The sequence below is a fragment of the Paenibacillus sp. FSL K6-4396 genome, assembly GCF_038002525.1.
Taxonomy (GTDB): Bacteria; Bacillota; Bacilli; order Paenibacillales; family Paenibacillaceae; genus Paenibacillus; species Paenibacillus amylolyticus_B.
This window is the reverse complement of sequence record NZ_JBBOCR010000001.1, coordinates 3261656-3280595: the sequence shown is the minus strand read 5'-3', so window position 1 is coordinate 3280595 and position 18940 is coordinate 3261656. Positions and strand designations below refer to the sequence as shown.

18 protein-coding genes are annotated in these 18940 nt (G+C 45.7%); 2 read left to right on the top strand and 16 right to left on the bottom strand.

Going from position 1 to position 18940, the window contains the following annotated elements; all coding sequences use genetic code 11:
• Positions 1–11: 11 nt before the first annotated feature.
• Together MHB85_RS14290 and MHB85_RS14285 are read right to left on the bottom strand one after the other, a co-directional pair.
• The gene (locus MHB85_RS14290) at positions 12–1244 is read right to left on the bottom strand and encodes a sialidase family protein (protein ID WP_341073119.1); all 1233 of its coding nucleotides are present in this window, start codon (positions 1242–1244) and stop codon (positions 12–14) included.
• 18 nt (positions 1245–1262) lie between these two features.
• Positions 1263–1631: a hypothetical protein gene (locus MHB85_RS14285; RefSeq protein ID WP_091016454.1), complete on the bottom strand. Its 369-nt coding sequence runs from the start codon at positions 1629–1631 to the stop codon at positions 1263–1265.
• A gap of 181 nt (positions 1632–1812) precedes the next feature.
• Here MHB85_RS14285 and MHB85_RS14280 point away from each other — a divergent pair, with 181 nt between their 5' ends.
• On the top strand, positions 1813–3087 hold the full coding sequence (locus MHB85_RS14280; RefSeq protein ID WP_149846621.1) for a stalk domain-containing protein: 1275 nt from the start codon (positions 1813–1815) through the stop codon (positions 3085–3087).
• Positions 3088–3174: 87 nt separating this feature from the next.
• On the opposite strand, the gene MHB85_RS14275 is transcribed toward MHB85_RS14280, so the two are convergent.
• The 9 genes from MHB85_RS14275 to MHB85_RS14235 form a co-directional block, all read right to left on the bottom strand.
• Positions 3175–3393, bottom strand: a complete 219-nt coding sequence (locus MHB85_RS14275; protein WP_341073118.1) for a hypothetical protein — start codon at positions 3391–3393, stop codon at positions 3175–3177.
• A 44-nt stretch (positions 3394–3437) separates the two neighbouring features.
• Positions 3438–4589 carry a Ger(x)C family spore germination protein gene (locus tag MHB85_RS14270; protein ID WP_188310549.1) on the bottom strand — a complete coding sequence of 384 codons (1152 nt, stop codon included), beginning with the start codon at positions 4587–4589 and terminating at the stop codon, positions 3438–3440.
• Positions 4590–4631: 42 nt separating this feature from the next.
• Entirely contained in the window at positions 4632–5747 is a 1116-nt protein-coding gene (locus MHB85_RS14265) for a GerAB/ArcD/ProY family transporter (protein ID WP_179198528.1), read from the bottom strand.
• Between the two features lie 40 nt (positions 5748–5787).
• Positions 5788–7197 carry a spore germination protein gene (locus MHB85_RS14260; RefSeq protein ID WP_091016462.1) on the bottom strand — a complete coding sequence of 470 codons (1410 nt, stop codon included), beginning with the start codon at positions 7195–7197 and terminating at the stop codon, positions 5788–5790.
• 201 nt (positions 7198–7398) lie between these two features.
• Entirely contained in the window at positions 7399–8280 is an 882-nt protein-coding gene (locus MHB85_RS14255; RefSeq protein ID WP_091016464.1) for a carbohydrate ABC transporter permease, read from the bottom strand.
• A 14-nt stretch (positions 8281–8294) separates the two neighbouring features.
• Positions 8295–9185: a carbohydrate ABC transporter permease gene (locus tag MHB85_RS14250; RefSeq protein ID WP_091016465.1), complete on the bottom strand. Its 891-nt coding sequence runs from the start codon at positions 9183–9185 to the stop codon at positions 8295–8297.
• Positions 9186–9290: 105 nt separating this feature from the next.
• Entirely contained in the window at positions 9291–10556 is a 1266-nt protein-coding gene (locus tag MHB85_RS14245; RefSeq protein ID WP_091016467.1) for an ABC transporter substrate-binding protein, read from the bottom strand.
• Between the two features lie 85 nt (positions 10557–10641).
• Positions 10642–11526: an AraC family transcriptional regulator gene (locus MHB85_RS14240; RefSeq protein ID WP_192131706.1), complete on the bottom strand. Its 885-nt coding sequence runs from the start codon at positions 11524–11526 to the stop codon at positions 10642–10644.
• 116 nt (positions 11527–11642) lie between these two features.
• On the bottom strand, positions 11643–12638 hold the full coding sequence (locus MHB85_RS14235) for a LacI family DNA-binding transcriptional regulator (protein WP_341073117.1): 996 nt from the start codon (positions 12636–12638) through the stop codon (positions 11643–11645).
• 164 nt (positions 12639–12802) lie between these two features.
• Here MHB85_RS14235 and MHB85_RS14230 point away from each other — a divergent pair, with 164 nt between their 5' ends.
• Positions 12803–13228: a MaoC family dehydratase gene (locus tag MHB85_RS14230; protein ID WP_091016472.1), complete on the top strand. Its 426-nt coding sequence runs from the start codon at positions 12803–12805 to the stop codon at positions 13226–13228.
• 69 nt (positions 13229–13297) lie between these two features.
• Here the strand turns inward: MHB85_RS14230 and MHB85_RS14225 are convergent, their stop codons facing one another.
• From MHB85_RS14225 to MHB85_RS14205, 5 genes are all read right to left on the bottom strand, one after another.
• A complete protein-coding gene (locus MHB85_RS14225) occupies positions 13298–14488 on the bottom strand; it encodes an aminotransferase-like domain-containing protein (RefSeq protein ID WP_091016474.1) in 1191 nt (396 codons plus the stop codon).
• A gap of 178 nt (positions 14489–14666) precedes the next feature.
• Positions 14667–15815: an NAD(P)/FAD-dependent oxidoreductase gene (locus tag MHB85_RS14220; protein ID WP_341073116.1), complete on the bottom strand. Its 1149-nt coding sequence runs from the start codon at positions 15813–15815 to the stop codon at positions 14667–14669.
• Positions 15816–15821: 6 nt separating this feature from the next.
• Complete coding sequence (locus MHB85_RS14215) at positions 15822–16541, bottom strand: methyltransferase domain-containing protein (RefSeq protein ID WP_341073115.1); 720 nt, start codon at positions 16539–16541, stop codon at positions 15822–15824.
• Positions 16528–17685, bottom strand: a complete 1158-nt coding sequence (locus MHB85_RS14210) for a type III polyketide synthase (RefSeq protein WP_341073114.1) — start codon at positions 17683–17685, stop codon at positions 16528–16530. The genes MHB85_RS14215 and MHB85_RS14210 overlap by 14 nt, the downstream gene beginning before the upstream one ends.
• A 265-nt stretch (positions 17686–17950) precedes the next feature.
• On the bottom strand, positions 17951–18835 hold the full coding sequence (locus MHB85_RS14205; RefSeq protein ID WP_341073113.1) for an alpha/beta hydrolase: 885 nt from the start codon (positions 18833–18835) through the stop codon (positions 17951–17953).
• Positions 18836–18940: the final 105 nt, after the last annotated feature.

The window sequence follows — 18940 nt, the reverse complement described above, 5'->3', positions numbered from 1 at the left end:
TTTCTGTCGAATTAGTTCCCAAAATAAATATCTAGTTTGCCGGTAGGCGGTGTTGTAGCCATCCAGACGGCTGCCAGATTATCCGGACTAACCGTAGCTGCCGTTATGTAATCTCCGATCAGAATCGTAGGCATCGGTGAGTTACCATTGGGATTGAACGATGTGGTTGTAATTCGACGGTTGGTGAAACTCGCCCCGCCATCGAACGATTCTGCCACAAAAACATCCAGAAGGAACCCGTCAATTCGGTTGCTGTAATAAATAACCCTGATCGTCCCGGCAAACGGAGATACGGTTATGGAAGGAAAGAAGTTCTGCGTGCCTGGAGGGGCGCCTGTAATACTGATCGGGTCTGACCATAGGAGTCCATCCGGAGATTCGCAGAGTAACACATCGGTATAGCCAGCTCGTGCATCATTCCATACGGTATATACGGTTCCACTGTTAGGTCCAACGGAAATATCTGCTCCCAGACTTAGATTGGTCTGTACCCGAAAAGCGTAATTCGGTACAGGTAACGGTGAAGGTGCTGGCACAACGGATGATATAAACGTTGCCTGTCGCTCGATTGGGGGCTGATAAGTAATTCCTCCATCGTATGAAATACGCAAAAGCGCAGAGGGACTGGCAGGCCCCGTTATGATATACCCTGCATAAACTTCACCCGAGAATCCAACAGCCAGCGCTGCCCGGTCATGAATTCCTCGCGGATTCGACTGTCGGTCAGGTGGCTCCCAGGTTAGGCCCTGCGAGACCGACCGTTGTGTAAATATGGCGGAAGAAGTCGTGGCAAGTGGTGTATACCCGACATATGCATTGCCTCGATATGGGCTACCCGGAGAACGGTCTACAGCAATGTAAGGCTCATCATTATGAACAATGGTACCGAAACCCGCCTGCACGATAACCGGTGGCTGCCACGTTAACCCATCGTCAAATGAGGTGTAACTTGCAATCGTCCCATCATTAATCCCGTTAAACAAGTGCACGGTAACGATAAAGGTATTGGGAAACGTATAAACTATTGTGGGTGCCTCTGCTCCTGCATATCCTGCTGGTTGAGGAAGTATCGTTGTAGACCAGGTACTCCCTCCATCAATGGAACGATAGAATCCAGTCAATGTTGGTCCGGTACTGGTATCTACGGCAACCACGCACATGATATTGGGGGTCAGCGTGTTAACTGCGATTGAAGGTTCGAATTGGCTGCCTGCTAATGCTCCAGTAATATTCACAACTGCCATCTGCTCACCTCTCTTCCTTTAAGGGATATTTGTGAATCGGTCAATTAATGTCATCTCGGATTGGAGCACACGCTGGATGATCTGACCTGTAGAATCAACACCATATACATGAATGATAGTGCTTGTGGCGCTAAAATAATCACTTTGCACCTCGAAAAAAGCGGCGTTGATAAGTGGATAGATTACGGTTCTAGTCGCTTGAGGCAATAATTCAAACAGATCATGACCAATCGCAATACGTGCAGTTTGAGTAGTATCCCACCTGAAAACCTCAAGCTCAATATTAACGGGAGCATTAAGAGAATCGTTAATGCAAGTCACGATAAGCTGCGTGGACTGAGTTGCACCGGTGGTCGGATTGTATATAAAACCCGTAGAGTTTGGCAAAAAGCACACTCCTTCCGCAATATATAGTAAAGTATATTACGATTCTTGCCGCCAATATGACTAAACTTCGACTCTTATATTGGAACGATATGAAAATTTTGTTATGATACATATGCTAGATTACTAGATTACTTTTAAAGCAAGAATCTACTATTATGTACCAAGTTGGAGGAAACAGACGATGTTCATTAAGCGTGTAGGAAAAATTGCTGCGGTTACAGTGATTACTCTCTCTGTCCTTGGAAACACCCCAAATATCGGTGGAGCCTATGCTGCTCCGGCCATTACCGTTCAACTGGACGATGTCCCCTTAACGTTTGATGCAGCACCACGCATGGATAAGGGTGTCACTTATGTTCCGTTTCGGACGGTTGGAGAGGCTCTGGGTATCGATATAACGTGGAACAGCAAAACGCAGACTGTAAAAGCAACGAATGCTGTAAAAGGTCAAACCACCGAGGTAGTATTAACGGTAGGCAGCACTACAGCAACCGTAAACGGAAAGAACGTAAAACTTCCTGCACCACCAGTTCAGCGGGAAGGACGAGTACTTATTCCATTAAGTTCATTCAGTAACCAATTCGGTGTACAAGTAAGCTGGAATCAGGCAACCAAGACGGTCTCCCTCGTCTCCCCACAACGCGAGATGCACCTGAGAGCCTTCTATGCATTGCAATCCTTTCAAGAAAAGGATCTCATTACTTCCATGAATTCTGTAGCATTTGGCTGGAGCCGCATTGATCGCGAAGGTCAGTTTACACTCCAGGGGGAAGAGTACCGTCTTCCTGCTGCTGCGGGTGATATTACGCCGCAGTCTATTGTTGCTGACGCAGCAGATCAGCGTATCCAACCGCAACTAATGGTATATGCATTGGACGGAAACGGCGAACTGACCAAAGTGTTGAGTGACACCAACCTGCGTCAGAAATCGATTGAAGGTATAACCTCTGCTGTTTCTGAACATGGTTTTGGCGGAGTTGTTCTGGATTTTGAAGGACTGGGCTTTAAACTGGATGCAGTAGAACAACAGAAGCTGCTCAATGCTTACGTGAAACAACTAAAGAGTTCCTTGCCCCAGGACACAGCTTTATCTCTGGCGGTACCCCCGCTAAATAGTGCTTATAAAGGTTATGATTACAAAACTCTTGCCTCTATTGCAGATGATCTTATTATTATGGCCTATCAGTATAATCCGGTTGGCACCAAATCTCAGGTACCTGAGCCAAATAGTCTTGTAGATCAGGCGATTCAATTAGCCATACAGGCCGGTGTCCCGAAGAGCAAGCTTCTGCTCGGGATCAGTCTAAGCAGTGAAACGCCCTCCTCTGTAGATGATAAGCTCGGTCTTGCCAAACGTTATGACCTCAAAGGAGCCGCGTTCTGGCGTTTGGGTCTGTTCCGTTCCTACAATACAAAGATGGAAGATGCCGTGAACGCTTCTGTGATCAAAGAATAGACATCTTTAAGTGGATGCAGCTCACTTAAAATAAAAGAAGGACCTCATCTTTGTTACGTAAAGACGTGGTCCTTCTGTTCCATATTCTCACTTCATTAATTTATCCACGCTTCCAAATACAAGCTTCATAACCTGGGTAGGACCAGGAAATCGGGGCTGAAAGAGAAGGATAATCCCAATGACTGTCGCCACTGCAGTAATCCCCGCACTCACTATTCTGGATCGCTTCTCTTTGCTACTCTTCCACTCTCCATACATTATCGCAGCCGACAGCATCAAAATTCCAAGGATTGAGCCTATTTTCATACAATCACCTCATTTCTCAGGCTTATAACAGGAGCGATCTCTGTTCAATTTTCGTCCTCATCAGGTATCCCCTGAGGTCCTGTTGATTTTCCGGTACGTACTACATGTGCTTCCACTTTGACTTCCACGTCCATTTCAGGATAGATGGTTTCCCAGTTCTTCTCCTGCTTCTTCCATTGATTTGGATAATATCTACGAAATTCAACAGCAAATTTGAAAAAATCTGTGCGCAGCTCCTTCTGGGCCATCTCTAAAGCATCATGAGCCAGTGTTGTAAGCTTAGCTGACCATTCCTGTTCCAATTTAGATAACACAGCGGGATCAGTCAGATCGGCCTCCGTCGTATTTAACACCACTTCTCCCCGGGTTTGGATGTCGACCTTCATACTCCACTGTTGGTTTACAATCCGAGGTTTCAAGACTGTTTGGATTTCAATGGGCTGGATCGAAAAAGAACCTTTTAACGGCTTAAATTCAACAGGCATGATAATGTTGTTCAGTTCTTTTGCAAGTAATAATACACCTACACTTAATGGTTCTTTGACCGTCTTGACGTAGCGATCCTCCTTATACAAGCTCAAACCTTTTACATATGGCGTAGTTGTCAGTTTATCCTGATCGGGCTCCGGGGGTAAGATTAACATGCGAGACAAGATGACGGAGCTACCTGGACCTTCGATCGATTTACCTAGTTCAAGAGCAGTCATCCGTGTACCCAGCTTCATATTGGCCATTTCTCGCAACGATTCTGCAGAACTTCGCTCCAGAGGATCAAGCAAGGCAAGGATATCTTTCGCCGCCCTTTCGCTGGAAAAGACATATGCATGTTCCCTGAATTGAGGGTAGCGCAGGAAGAAATCGATGTACTCGCGGATACCGCGTTTACCGGCTTGCTCACTAATGATGATGACTTCGCAGTGGCCCCAGAACATATTCCGGGGAACCTTACGTTGTAACCGATTCAATGCCTCGGCAATTGTAAGTCCTTCCGCCGTTCGAATCATCGTAACCCCGCTTGGACTGCCTCCGCTCCCACTGCTATCTCCTGCACTGGCCTTTCGCGGAATGAAAATCTGTGAAGTCAGTTGTACTTTGCCGTCTTCGTAATCTATACCCGTAGCCAGCACAATAGCCAAATCGTTAATCTCAATGCGATCCCAGCATCCACTTAAAAGTACACAACACAATATTGGCATTAGTAGTACTCTATATATTCGCAAGTGCTCCTCCCCCATCAATCAGGTGTTCGCTTGATTCTTTCGAAAATGTGCCCACCCTTTCTTCAGCCATGCGACACCGTAGATCATAGCCGGAAGGATCAATAAAATGCTGATCGTATACAAGTTAGCTGAAGGCCCAATCAGACTGGAAGCACCCGATCCCCCGGACACAACCCAGTAGGCATATACCATGCATAGAAACGAAAGCGGCACAACGACGGGTTTGTAATCCTTCAAACCAAACCATTCTGCTGTGGATGTCGCAAAAATATAAAGAAAAACAGAAATCTTGACGAAGATTCCAAAAATCCAAACCGCAATAATCAGGGATTCAATATGTTGCAGAAAGTCTGCAATGGTTATGTATCTTGCAGCAATCATAACCGGATATACAAAGCTATCCGTCAGATCTCCAATTAAAAACAGGCAAAACAGATTGATTACCGTCATTGCGGTTGTCGTTAGTATAAGGGAACCCAACATAACTCGTGTTGTGCGTTTTCTACGATTGACATAAGGAAGCAAGAAGGCAATTACGATGTATTCACTAAACCATGCAGCAGGTCCAAGGGCTCCTTTAATACTAGGTAGTGGTCCGTTCTCCATGAAAGGGAATAATTCCGCTGGATTCAGTTCCCCGATCAATAGAATGAAGATTAGACTAAGCAACACGATAAGGAGGGTCACAAAGATTTGAGACGTGCGTCCAACTACTTCGATTCCTAGTCTGACATTAAGCGCACACACCGCAACCATCGTCCCCATTACAACGAATAGCGGAGTCCGCGGAAGTGCATTGTTAACAATGAATTCACCGTACGTCCGTATAATCAAGCCCGTCAAATGGGGCAAAAAAATGATATATACCAATCCTATTAATTTTCCAGAGATACGCCCCGCAATCGATACACTCGATTGAATGAGCGTTTTTCCGGGGTACAGGCGATCCAGTCCTATAGAGATCGCTACCGCTGCAATACCAATAATGGAGCCTATAATCGGAGAGAGCCACATGTCATGACCTGCATAGTGCATTGTAATTCCAGGAACAGACAAGATGGCTGTTGCGAGAATGGCAGGAAAGATCATGAATGCCAATTGAGTCTCTGATATTTTTCCTTTGTCAGTTAACATGTGTAATCCCGCTCCCTTGATTGCTTAAGTATGAATTGTTCTAGTCCGGTTTGTTCCTTGGTGCTGGACGCCACCATACATCCTTGAGTTCCTTGCTCATCGTAGGGGCTACTGGTGACAGATAAGGTGTTCCGAATGAACGAAGACTGCTCAGATGAATGACAACCAGGATGACTCCCAACATGACACCTGTGAGTCCCAGCGTTCCAGCCAGAAACATCATAGGAAAACGCAGTAATCGGGTCGCGATGCTGGCAGCGTAGCGAGGAATCATGAAAGAAGCGATACCGGTTATCGCAACAATGATAATCATGGGGGCTGACACAATTCCGGCACTCGTCGCCGCTTGCCCAATAATTAAGGCTCCCACAATACTGACCGCTGATCCGACCTGCTTTGGCAAACGGACGCCAGCCTCCCGCAGTGCTTCAAAGGCGATTTCCATAATGAGCGCTTCCACCAATGCAGGAAAAGGGATCTCTTCTCTCGCCCGTGCAATACTGAGAAGTAATACGGTAGGAATCATCTCCTGATGAAACGTCGTAATCGCAACATAAGCCGATGGAAGCAGCATGGATAACACAAAAAAAATGTATCGCAGCCAGCGTACAAAAACACTCATAAACACATTTTGATAATAATCTTCGGGGGATTGTAACATGGAAAAGATGGTCACTGGCGCGATAAGGGTGAAAGGCGTTCCGTCCACAAGAATAGCAAACCGACCTTCCAGCAAGTTGGAAGCGACAACATCCGGACGCTCCGTCGCAATCATCTGTGGAAATGGGGAGTATCGCTGATCAACAATGCCTTCTTCAATGTACTGACTCTCCAGTACGTCTCGAAGCTTTAAATCTGAAAGTCGTTTTTTCACTTCCTTTACCAGTTTGGGGTCAATAATCCCCTCCATGTATACAAGTGAAATACTGGTGTTTGTACGATCTCCCATGTTACGTGTATGAATCTTCAATGCAGGTGTCTTGAGACGTTTGCGCAGAAGAGACATATTCATGGTCAACGATTCTGTGAATCCATCTCGTGCACCGCGCACTGTGGATTCAGCTAATGGTTCCTCGGTTGAACGATTTTCAGCTTTGTATAGAGGGTATGTAGTTCCAGTCATTGAACCTTCCAGCAGTAACAAAGCTTCCCCCTCTAATATCGCCTGCACCGCCTGAGTGGTTGTATCAACACTTTTAACAGAAGCCAGAGGAACCTGCGCAGCTTCAATCCCCATCTCCTGAAGAGGCGTTAGTACCTGTCTCTCCAGCCGTTCTGTATCGCATAAACCAACACAATATACGCATAGCGCTGAAGTATGGCATGCGGTTTGAAATGTATGAAACACAACATCCGAGCAACCTGCAAAAACAGAGCTTAACATTTCTTGATCAACAGCAAGATGTCCGGTTAACGGCAGGTTCTGTTGTGTTATCAGTGATGTGTCCATACCGCCCTCCCCTTTCTGTGCATGCTGCGTCCAGATATTCTCAGTTAAAGGTATCCTTTACTTATAAGTTGGGATATATACGCAAAATAGTGAATAGCAAAAAGAGCCGCCCTCTTGAGCGACCCTGATGATATAGAATGCTGTTCATGCCTATGAATACGGATATCTTGCTCTTTGCTATACCCTATTTTCTAGTTATCACTATCCTTTTACAGCACCCAAAGCAACACTTCCGATAATCTGTTTGGAAAACACAGAGAATACAACAATAATAGGCAGGATTGAAATTGCTACGCCCAAATACAAGAGCCCATAATCCATCCCATAGTAACCCTGCACTAACGCAACCAGTACTGGAAGCGGATATTTATCCAGGGAGAAAAACAGAACAAGCGGTGTTAAAAAATTATTCCATGACCCAATAAACGTGAATATGCCAAGGGCTGAGATTGCCGGCCCCAGAATAGGCAATACAATCTGATTGAACGTCCGGAACTCACCGGCACTGTCCACCCGTGCAGATTCAATAATCTCATCCGGGATACTGCTCTCCATGAACTGTTTGATAAAGAATACATTAAACGCGTTAGCCGCCGCAGGCAAAATAATCGCGGCATAACTGTCCAGAAGCCCCAACATACTGAATAGGCGATATACCCCAATCAGGGCCAGTTGACCCGGCACCATCATGGTCGCTAACAGAAACAGAAACAACCAGTTCCGCCCTTTGAATTTGAATTTGGCAAAACCGTATGCGGTCAAAGCACCAATATAGAGAGATAACACGGTTGATGATCCAGCAATGAAAATACTGTTGGCAAACCCACGCCAAATGTTAATTTTGGATACCATGTTCATATAATTATCCACTAAAAACGATCCGGGAAGAAAGGTGAATGTTGAAGCAATCGTTGCATTGTTATGTGTTGAATAGATGAGCATCAGATAAAATGGAATAATGCACAGCACGGCAAGACCTATCAATAACAGATAGATGATAATCTTGCCTGCCGTCAGTCGCCTTGTGGTGGCATATTGCTGAATCGCTGCATTTGGTTGTTCAACTGATTTTGCAGTTTGCATAAGAACTCCCCTCCCTATGAACGGCTCTTCCGCTTGGTCATGATGAAGGATGCAACGGACAACAGTATGATAATAATAAACAGACAAAATGCGATTGCAGCGCCGTAACCAAAACGAGTGCTCTGAAATGCGACATTATAGAGATACATAATGCTTGTCATGGCTGCCCTGTCAGGACCACCATTGCCATTGGTTAATGTAAATGGCTGATCAAAAATCTGAATGCCACCAATTATGGATGTGATCATCTGAAACAGAATAATGGGACGGAGCATTGGCACGATGATATGAATGAAAATATGTTTCTTTTTCGCTCCATCCATCTGGGCTGCCTCCAGTAGCGACGGATCTATCCCCTGAAGACCTGCGAGGTAGATGACCATGGAATAGCCAAAGTATTGGAAAAAGAGAATCGAAGACACAATCAGCCGCATAAACCACGGATCATTTTTCCAGTTAATTGGATCTTGTATGATTCCGGTTTGCACCAAAAAATGATTCAGTCCCCCGGATTGCCAGTCAAAAATCAGGCTGACAAGCAACCCAAGGGATGCAGCCGTTACGATATTCGGAAAAAAGTATACGGCCCTGAAAAAGTCCCGTCCTTTGAGCAGCTTATCATTCAAAATAAAGGCCAACACCAGGGAGATCGTCAGCTGCGGAACGACAGATACGCCCCAGATGAATAACGTATTAAACAAGGTTTTGTAGAACAACGGGTCTTGTAGTACGGCCACGTAGTTACCGATCCCTACAAAGTCAGGCGTCGTGATGCCATCAAAGTTGGTGAAACTGATATAGAGCGAATATAAAATGGGATAAAGCCCAAAAATGGTGAAAATAATAAAGAACGGAGCAATGAAGTAGTAGCCGTAATGGTCCTTGCGAATCGTTTTGGCAAACATGTTCTATCCCCCCAGTTATCATCGGATGTGTGATGTGTATAACCATCGCTTACTTCGAGGGCGTGTCTGAAAACTCCGAAGGAAGGTTTTCAGACACGTCCTAAGCTAATCCACTTCCAGCTCCGGAAATCTCAAGGTGACATCACGTTTGATTCGCTTTACGACTTCTTCCTTGGTCTGAATGTCCTTATTGAGATATAACTGGAGTACAATCTTGTAGATATCGTTGTTAATTGTGGCATCATATTTGGTTCGTTCGTATACAGGTACCCGTTTTGCAGCCTCCGAGAAAAACTCGAAATGCTTCTGTCCTCCCAAATAGGACGATGAGAGAGACGGTGCAAGTTCATCATTCACAACCATGTTGCTCGTGAAATAATCCTGTTCTTTCGCGAGCTCCGACAGAAAGTCGTGGTTAAAGTTATAGAACTCGATAAACTTCCAGGCGAGATCTTTTTTGTCACTTTTACTATACATCGCTATATAAGTTCCGCCTGCACTAAACGCTGAAGGACCCTGTGCCAAGCCCCATAAGCCTTCGGTATCCGGGGCATTTGCCTTGAACGTAAATTGCAGGGCCCAGGTTGCCCCGGGATAGAACATGACCTCTCCTTTTTGCATGGATGCAGCGTAACCGGCACTTCCATCATCATACTCGGCAAGCACTTTCCGCTCACGTGCTTCACGTACAAGATCGAGCACTTCCAAGTAGGTTGGATCGATGACGAGTTTGCCGTCCTTCACCCAAGGTATACCATCATATGAATTCGATATAGCATTCCAATTTGCCAATGCATGTACTTTATTCCCGCTTAGTTGCTGCACCTTCTCTCCAATCTCGAAGATTTTCTCCCATGTATCGATCTGTGAACCCACCTTCTCAGGATCATCGGTGCCCAGATATTTCTTCGCCAAATCCCGACGATAATAGATGCCCCCTGGTGTTCCCTGGTAACCTATCGCTCTGACATTTCCTTCACTGTCCTTTTCATTGGCCTGCACAAAAGCATATTGTTCCTGGATAAGTTCATTGGCGTTATACGGCGAAGCTGATAGATTCTCCAGATATGGAACGTCAATCAGTTCTCGAATATTCGCATTTTCAATCATAAATACATCTGGAGCCTTCGAGGTCGTCTGTAGCGCAGATTTCAGCTTGGTGATATAGAAATTACCGGGGATGTTGACAAAGTTCACTTTGATGTCAGGATATTGCTGTTCGAATTTCTCGATGGCATATCCTGCTTCATCCGTAAAACTCCACACGGTAATCTCCTGTTGCTTGCTTTGATTGGATGGACTGAACTGACAACCAGCTAACAACAGTGCTGCACATACAAATACAATAGTTGGCTTAAACCACTTCTTCATAGGCCCCCTCCTTCAAAAAGGAAACGCTTACAATTTATTAGAGTATATTGATTTTGGAGAGGGCTTTCTCCACAAATATTGTGCATTACCCTCCATATTTTGTGATATTCGTACGGTGTTTTTTACGAAATTCGGAGGGTGTGCAGTCATTATATTTTTTGAAAAGACGGTTATAGGAGTTTACATTGTTGAAACCATGGCCGATCGCAATCTCCAGAATGGTATCCTGACGGAACAATAAGGCCCACTCTGATTTGATGATTCGAAAGTGATTCAAGTATTCCATCAGTGTTACGCCCTTAATCTCTTTGAACAGCTTGCAGACATGGAACTTGCTGAACTTAATATGTTCCGCCACCTGCTCCAGCTTGATCGGTTCAGCATAGTGCTCCTCCAGGTATTCACAGACCGATTCAAGAAATTCAAATTTTTTGGAGGAAGTACAGGGCCATCCTGAAGATGTTGATTCATCGATGGTAACAGGCACGATGGTACGTAGTAAAAGTATGATGAGATCATATAATCTGGATACCATTAACCACCGATATCCCGGCTTCTGATTTTTCTTCTCGGTAATGATGACATCTATATAATGAGCCAGTTTGCTCTGACTCTCCGTATTTGAGGGAATAACTGTTGTTTTGTTAAAAAGTTGTCCGAGATCCTGAATTTCGGCTTCGGTCGTGAAACTTCCCGTTAACAATTCAAGGCGGAACAAGATAATGGTTAACTGTTCAGTCCCCGGCAAAAAGCAGTGCACATCCCCTGGTTTGATCAGCAGCACATCCCCTTTTTCCAACTCACACACGTGGTCGTTCACGCCAATTCTGGCGCTCTTACCATTGACAAGAATCAGTTCAACTTCATCATGCCAGTGTGCAGCATAATTGAACTGATTTCCTGTGTGAATTACCCGAATGGGAAAACCTTCTTGCATATGACCTGTCTCCAAAAAAGTGGGTACGCCCATCGTATCACCCTCCATTTATTTCCAACGAAAAATACTCCTCGTCTTTATATTATGCATTAATGGCTACTCTCCTTTCTTTTTAAGTATTTAAAATTCTATAGAATGGAAAAAACCCCTCAACTCAGATTGAGGAGCCTAACAGAATCGCGTTCCACGCATTGGATGTCCAGTGTATATAACGTCTCTACGATCTCTCCATTCAGCAGTTGGAAGAGAACATGACCTGCAAGCTGGCCTGCATCCCTCTTCGGCTGACGAAATGTGGTTAGTGGTGGATTCATATACTGAGATGCAGGTATATTGTCAAAACCAATTACGGATAACTGCTCAGGAATTGAAATATCATGCTCCCTGAAGGCTTCCAAGCCGCCGATTGCCATTTCATCATTAGCAAAAAAAACAGCGGAGGGCAACTCTCCTTCAAGCAGTTTCTTGGCTGCAATGTAGCCATCTTGCTTCATGTATTGTCCGCCAATTTTCCATTCGGGGTTCTCTTCGATGCCTGCCTCCTTCAAGGCTTTCAAATAACCTTGATAACGATGGAGATTACATTCCGATTGTGACGGACCACTAATATAAGCTATTGTCCGGTGACCTTTATCGATCAGATAACGGGTAGCCAAGTAACCGCCTTGCGTATCACTCATCAAAACCTTTACAATATGTTGAGCATCCAGATCCCGATCCATGACGACAATCGAAAATCCTGCTTCAGATGCTTCAATAAGCAATTGATCTTGAATATTCTGAGCGATAACAATAGCTCCATCAATTCTTCTTTCTCGGATGTATCGATGGGCTGTTGATTTCTCTCCACCCAACGAACTACATACAATCATATCGTATCCATGACTCATGACGACCGTTTCTATTCCGTTCACCAAATCCGAGAAATATGGACTGGACATGTCATGGACAATAACACCAATGGTTTGTGTACTATTTCGTTTTAATTCAGATGCAGGACCATGCCTAACGTAATTAAGTTGGCTCGCTGCCTCAAGTACTCGGAGTCTTGTCGGCTCACTTACATTGCCTTTATCGTTGAGTACACAAGATACAGTCGAACTGGCTACACCCGCCATCTTGGCTACATCTTTAATCGTTATCATCATATATACTCCTCAAACAAAGTTTCATCTGTTTAGTCCATTATGGCAGTAATACAGCAATACACACCGGACTGTTCACTAGCATTTTAACACGTCAGTCCAGTCATGTCTCTTTCCAAGGCATCGACTACGAAAAAACATATCAAAGAAACCGAGGTGCCTTCATGAGATTCAGTGAATATGTAATAGGTCAGCGCTACGAAACCACATCCTTGGCATTGTCCAAGAGTGATATTATCGAGTTTGCCACAATCTATGATCCACAGTACATGCACTTGGATGAGGAAAAGGCCAAGCAAGGCCGCTTTGGCAGTTTAATTGCTTCTGGCATGCAAACGATGAATATCTCCTTCAAATTATGGATTGAGGTCGGGGTATATGGAGAGCATGTCGTGGCGGGCACCGGAATGAATAACATTCAATTTCTGAAACCTGTCTTTCCGGATGATGAACTTCATGTCATTGCAGAAGTTATTGGACTGTCTCCCAGACGAAAAGGAAATGGGATTGTTACCGTGCTGCTGAGTACTTTCAATCAGAAGAATCAAAAGGTATTTCAGGCAGAATTAAGTGCATTAATCGATAATTAAGGGCTGCGAAAGGCCAAAAAAGAAGCCGCCAATGGGCGACTTCTCATGGATATATTGCGTTTTATAATATTAAGCGTTATACCCTTTCAATACCTTCCCCAAAATCTCTACACCCTTGACAATCTGTTCGTCTGACGGAGTTGAGAAATTAAGTCTGATGGCATTACAAGGGTCTTGCTCGTTCACCAGGAATGCATTTCCAGGTACAACTGCAACCCCTTGAGCTGCCGCTGTCTTGGCATAATCAAGCATGGGCACATGTGCTGGCAGATCACACCAGAGGAACAGTCCACCATCCGGTTGAGTATAGGTAATGGACTCACCCATATACTCTTGCAGCTTGTCCATCATCAATGTAGCTTTTCTCCGATATACCTCACGAATGCTGTTAATGTGCCCCGCGTAGTCATAATCTGTCATGAACTTGTATGCCAGAATCTGTGGAAGCATGGCTGTATGTACGTCTTCTCCCTGTTTGGCAACAACCATCTTCTCTACCACTTCATGTGGCGCTTGTACAAAACCAACACGTAGTCCCGCCGACAAAATTTTGGAGAATGATCCAACATAGATGACCAGACCCTCATCATCCATAGACTTGATGGTTGGCACATCGTCTCCATTGAATCGAAGTTCTCCGTACGGGTTATCTTCCAAAATCATAACGCCATACTTCTTAGCCAGCTCGTATATGGCCTTACGTTTCGCAAGACTCGTTGTTACACCCGTCGGATTCTGAAAACTTGGGATCACGTAGATCAGTTTCACATTAGGCTCCGTTTGCAGCGCCTGTTCCAGCTTCTCGATATCCATACCGTCCATCTCCATCGGAACACCGGCAAGTTTTGCACCGGATGCCCGGAAGGAGTTCAGGGAACCAATAAAACTTGGACTCTCACAGATAATCGTATCCCCTTCATTACAAAACACTTTACAGGCCAGTTCAATCCCTTGCTGCGCTCCAGATACAATGAACAATTGATCGGATGGTTTACCGGTATCAAAACCTGTCTTCAAATGTTGAGTCAATGCTTCCCTGAGGGGAACATATCCTTCCGTAATCCCATACTGCAGAGCTGTGACCGGGTCATGCTCCAGAATGGATTGAGTGAATGTGCGAATCGCCTCAATAGGAAAGGTCTCCGGTGCGGGGTTTCCCGCAGAGAATGGAATCACATTTTGTCCCGAAGAAGCCTTCAGAATCTCACGAATAATGGATGGTTGCAGTGCTGCGATACGATTGGAAAATGAATAGTTCATCTTAAATAGTGCCTCCCGACATTTCATCTGACTTAGTTCTCTATCGTTACATTAGATTCTATTATACGAGCATTTCCCGAATTTCCAAACTGTCTCCACAAAATTAATGTTTATACACCAAAAAAGAGGCCGCCGTCAGCAACCTCTTTCGCATAAGTATTAAGCAAATTTCAGCCTTTTAGCGCACTGCGTTCATCTCGGATAACCGTGTGGCCTTCACAACATAAGCGGCTAGACCGGGGATCATCCGGGCCAGACCAGGATAGAATTTATTGGTTTTGGCAAAAGCCAGCTTTTGAATTCTTCTTGCGCGTCTGAGCAATTGAGTGAATTCACGGCTTGCTTCCAGTGTGTAATTACTCTGCCAATCGGCATGTTCAATATCGCCTTGCAGGTACTTGTCAGTCCACCTTGCACACAGAAGTGAAGAGCGAAGGGCAATGGACATTCCGTCTCCACATAAGGGCGGTATCATCAGCATGGCATCCCCAATATGCGGATATTGGGACCACGGTTCTGGAACATTGGACAGATGCAGCGGTGCAATCGACACTTGCGTTCCATCTACAGGTTTTCCTTCGGCTAAACGGGCTGCCAAACTCACGTTTGTCAGGGATGCCGCCTGTAAAATATCGTTTATAGACTTGCCACTTTCCTGAACGGTATCCAATGTCAACAATGCGGCGACATTCACAATGCCATCCTCAATCGGGGAAATGCCCACGTAACCACCCTCGCAAAAATATAACTCTACCCGTGCGGGAATCTCTATCCCGCTGAAGTGGGACTTAACGCCAACGTATACGGTTTGGTCCCGCAGATCAGGTGCGGAAGCCATCCCACGCGGCTTTTTGGTCCCATGTGCCCCGATAACGGCTTTGGCTCTGTAACTGATCTGCTCATCTCCCTGTTTCACCTGAACCTCATAACTGGCATTCTCAAGCTGCTCGATGCTCGTTATGGTCGCTTTGGTCACAATCTGGGCTCCGGCCTCCAGAGCCTTCTGATGCAAAATCTGGTCCAGCTCATATCGACTTATGCCATATGCGAATCCCGGCAGCGGTGCTTCAATCACTCCGCCTTGTGGCATAACGATTTTGGCATGATCCATGGTACTGGGTTTCTTCGACTGGTCCAGAAGGTGAATGTCCAGAACCTCCAGCATCTCCTTGGTTTCGGGTGACATGAACTCACCGCAGGTTTTGTGCCGAGGGAACTCTTGGCGATCCAGCAAAAGGGTCCGATGACCTTTTCCTGCCAGTTGCATTGCACACGTACTACCGGCAATTCCGGCTCCGATGACAATCACATCTATGGATTTCGACACGTCAGATCACCTGCCTTTCGTGGGAATAACAACAGAGTAACGGAATAAAGGCTTCCATTCATAAGTCATCGTATCATGATTGAGACGTTGTTTAAGTTCCTTCCAATCCCTCCCTGTAAAACCTTTGGCTACGGAAAGAGGCCCATCATGACGAATGTACCGATTGCGCGAGATCATTCGTGTTGTAATCCAGACCGCTTTATAGGATACCGGATGGCGGTGAATATCATTAATGACGACACCATGCCTGGATGCTCGCAGCATATGAGAAACCATATCAACCAGCATATCTCCGTCAAAATGATGTACAAACTGGGAACCTGTCACGATATCTGCTGAAGCATCCGGCAGTTGTGTAAGATCGGCACGTTGTACCCGGACTCGGGGTTCGTCACGGAATAGTTGTCTTGCTTCCTCACACGCCTCTTCCGTCAGATCAACCAATGTAATTTTCAACTGAATGCCTTGGCGATCCGCCCATTGCAGCAGTTTCTGGTTCACATCCCCTGAACCTGCCCCCACATCTAGAAGAGACAGTTCATCTGGCCTGCCGACAGAGTTCCATAACTTCTCTACACCAGCCAGAGTTGGGCCAGGTGCTGCAAATATTTTGTTAAGACGTCTCAGATGTCTTAACGCTTCACGCAGCTCCTCCCCTCCCAGAGAAAAGTCATCCATCAGTTCATCTTCCTTGGCCCGAATGGACAATGTTCTAAAAAAGGACATGATCGTGCTCCTCCATCACTGAAGTTAATGATGGTACATAAGTGAATTTCATCAACTCTGCGGTGAGTCCCGGTCCAAATGCCATGGCTACACCATCTGTAGAGGATTGACCCTGTACCTTCATGTCCTCACGCATCGCATTCAGCACAAACAGAATGGTATTGGAAGATAAGTTACCATACGTTCTGAGGACATCCCTGCTATACTTTGTTTGCTCGTCTCGCAGTTTCATTACATTCTGCACAGAGTCCACAATCCCACGTCCTCCCGGATGAATGGCCCATAGTTCAGGAAGCTGTTCACTTTGCAATAAGAGACGCAGTTCCTCTTCCAGGTGAACACCTAACAGCTTTGGAATACGAGGGGATAGATACAGGTCATACCCCAGATTCCCCACCTCCCAGGTCATATCTTCAGTCGAATCCGGAAGAAGCACAGAATAACCCATGCCCAGACTCAGAACATTCTTGTGCTGAGGTTCTGGTGTACCCACTACACAGGAAGAAGCAGCGTCTCCGAAGAATGAAGCTGCAAACAGCGCTTCCCGATCTTGTACGGGCTGAAAATGAATGGTGCACAACTCTACACAGACCACAAGGACCTGTGATCCGGGAGCTCCCTGCACGACATCTCGTGCCATCTGAATGGCTTTCAACCCTGCGGCACACCCCTGAAAGATCAGCGGCAGTCGATTAACTCGGGCAGACAAACCCAAATGACGGATGAGCATAACATCAAGACCCGGCAGATATTGACCGGTGCAGCTGACCGTGATGATATGCGTGATACTCTTTGGAGATACGCCTGAATCCTCTAGGGCTTTTTCTGCCGCTTCAATCCCGAGCGGAAGCGCCTCCCGCTTGTATGTATTCATTCGTTCTTCCGTTGTCGGGATGTCTGATCGCTCGCCAGAGGGCAGATATCGGCATTCTTCCAGTGAACCGAGATAGCTCGGTTCCACGGTATATCGTGTTTCAACACCACAGGACCTGAATATTCGCCTGGCAAAACGGGCCAAATCCGGCCGATCCTGAAGAGAAGAAGCGATTAGTTCTGCAATATCTGACTGTGCTACGGGGTGAGCAGGGAGAGCCGTTCCCATGCCAAGAATCGCGATATCGGATGGACTGTTATATTGGTTCATAATAAACCTCCTGGTATTGGTTATTATTTCCTCTAATTAACACTCTTACCCTTAACGATATCGTTATAATCTCAAGAAGGCTCCTAATCCAGTTTATTAACACATCCAGAAACTCAGAAGCTTGGTTTCACCAAGCCATTGAAGCAATCACACCAGTGAACGAAAAAAGCCGCCATTAGGCGACTTCAAGGTAACTTTTTAAACAACTTGCTCAAATGATATCTAACCACTTCTCAGTTCTTTCTACACGTCATTCTGATGTACTTTATTTGGAAAATGCTTCTCTGATCTTGTCACTCATCCGGTACCAGGCATCCTCAGCCATCTGGAGATCCCCAGAATGCGTAAATCCATGAGCGGCTCCCTCGTACTCCTTAAGCGTCACCTTCACACCGCTTGCTTCCAGCCTTGCTGCATATGTTCTTGCTTCTTGGGCCAGTGAATCTTTCTCCGCGGTAATAATCAATGCTTCTGGAAGTCCCTCTAATGAAGTTGCAAGCACAGGTGAAGCCAACGGGTCTTGCGCATCTTCTGGCGTTTCAAGGTACATGGCATTGAACGTTCTCGCGATATCGGCTGGAATGGCTTCTTCAAAACTAGGTTTCTCGGCCGGATCTGTAGCCACATCCAATACGGCATAATCGATAACCTGAAGTACAATCGGCAGCTCGCTTCCACGTTGCTGATTCAATAAACACACTGCTGCAGCAAGATTCCCCCCAGCACTATGCCCACCAATGGCGAATAGAGACGGGTTCACCGAGAAGGATTCCGGATTGCCGTGGACCCACTTTACAACGTCGTAACATTCATGGACCGCCGTTGGGAACTTGTGCTCTGGTGCAAGACGGTAATCGATATTAACAACCACACAATCAGATCGATCAGCGATCAAGCGACACCATGGATCATCCATCTCTGCTTGTCCGAGGATGAAACCACCCCCATGCATATTGAAGAAGACCGGCAGAGGAGCGGAATGGTCCCTATCCGGTGTATACACAAGTACACGTGTATCACCTTTAGTTGTAGGAATCATGACTTCTTTTACTGTGACAGCATACGTGGAACTGGGTTGAAGAGCTGCACCTGTACCGACGACATTTTGACGCATTTGTTGTACCATTGCCAGTTGTTGTTGTTGATCCATATTTATCACTCCTTATTTGCATTAAGAATGAATCCGACAATCGGAAATTTGAATCATTCATTCTCCAATGAATTCAAGACAGTGATGTAATTTTCCTCCCCCACT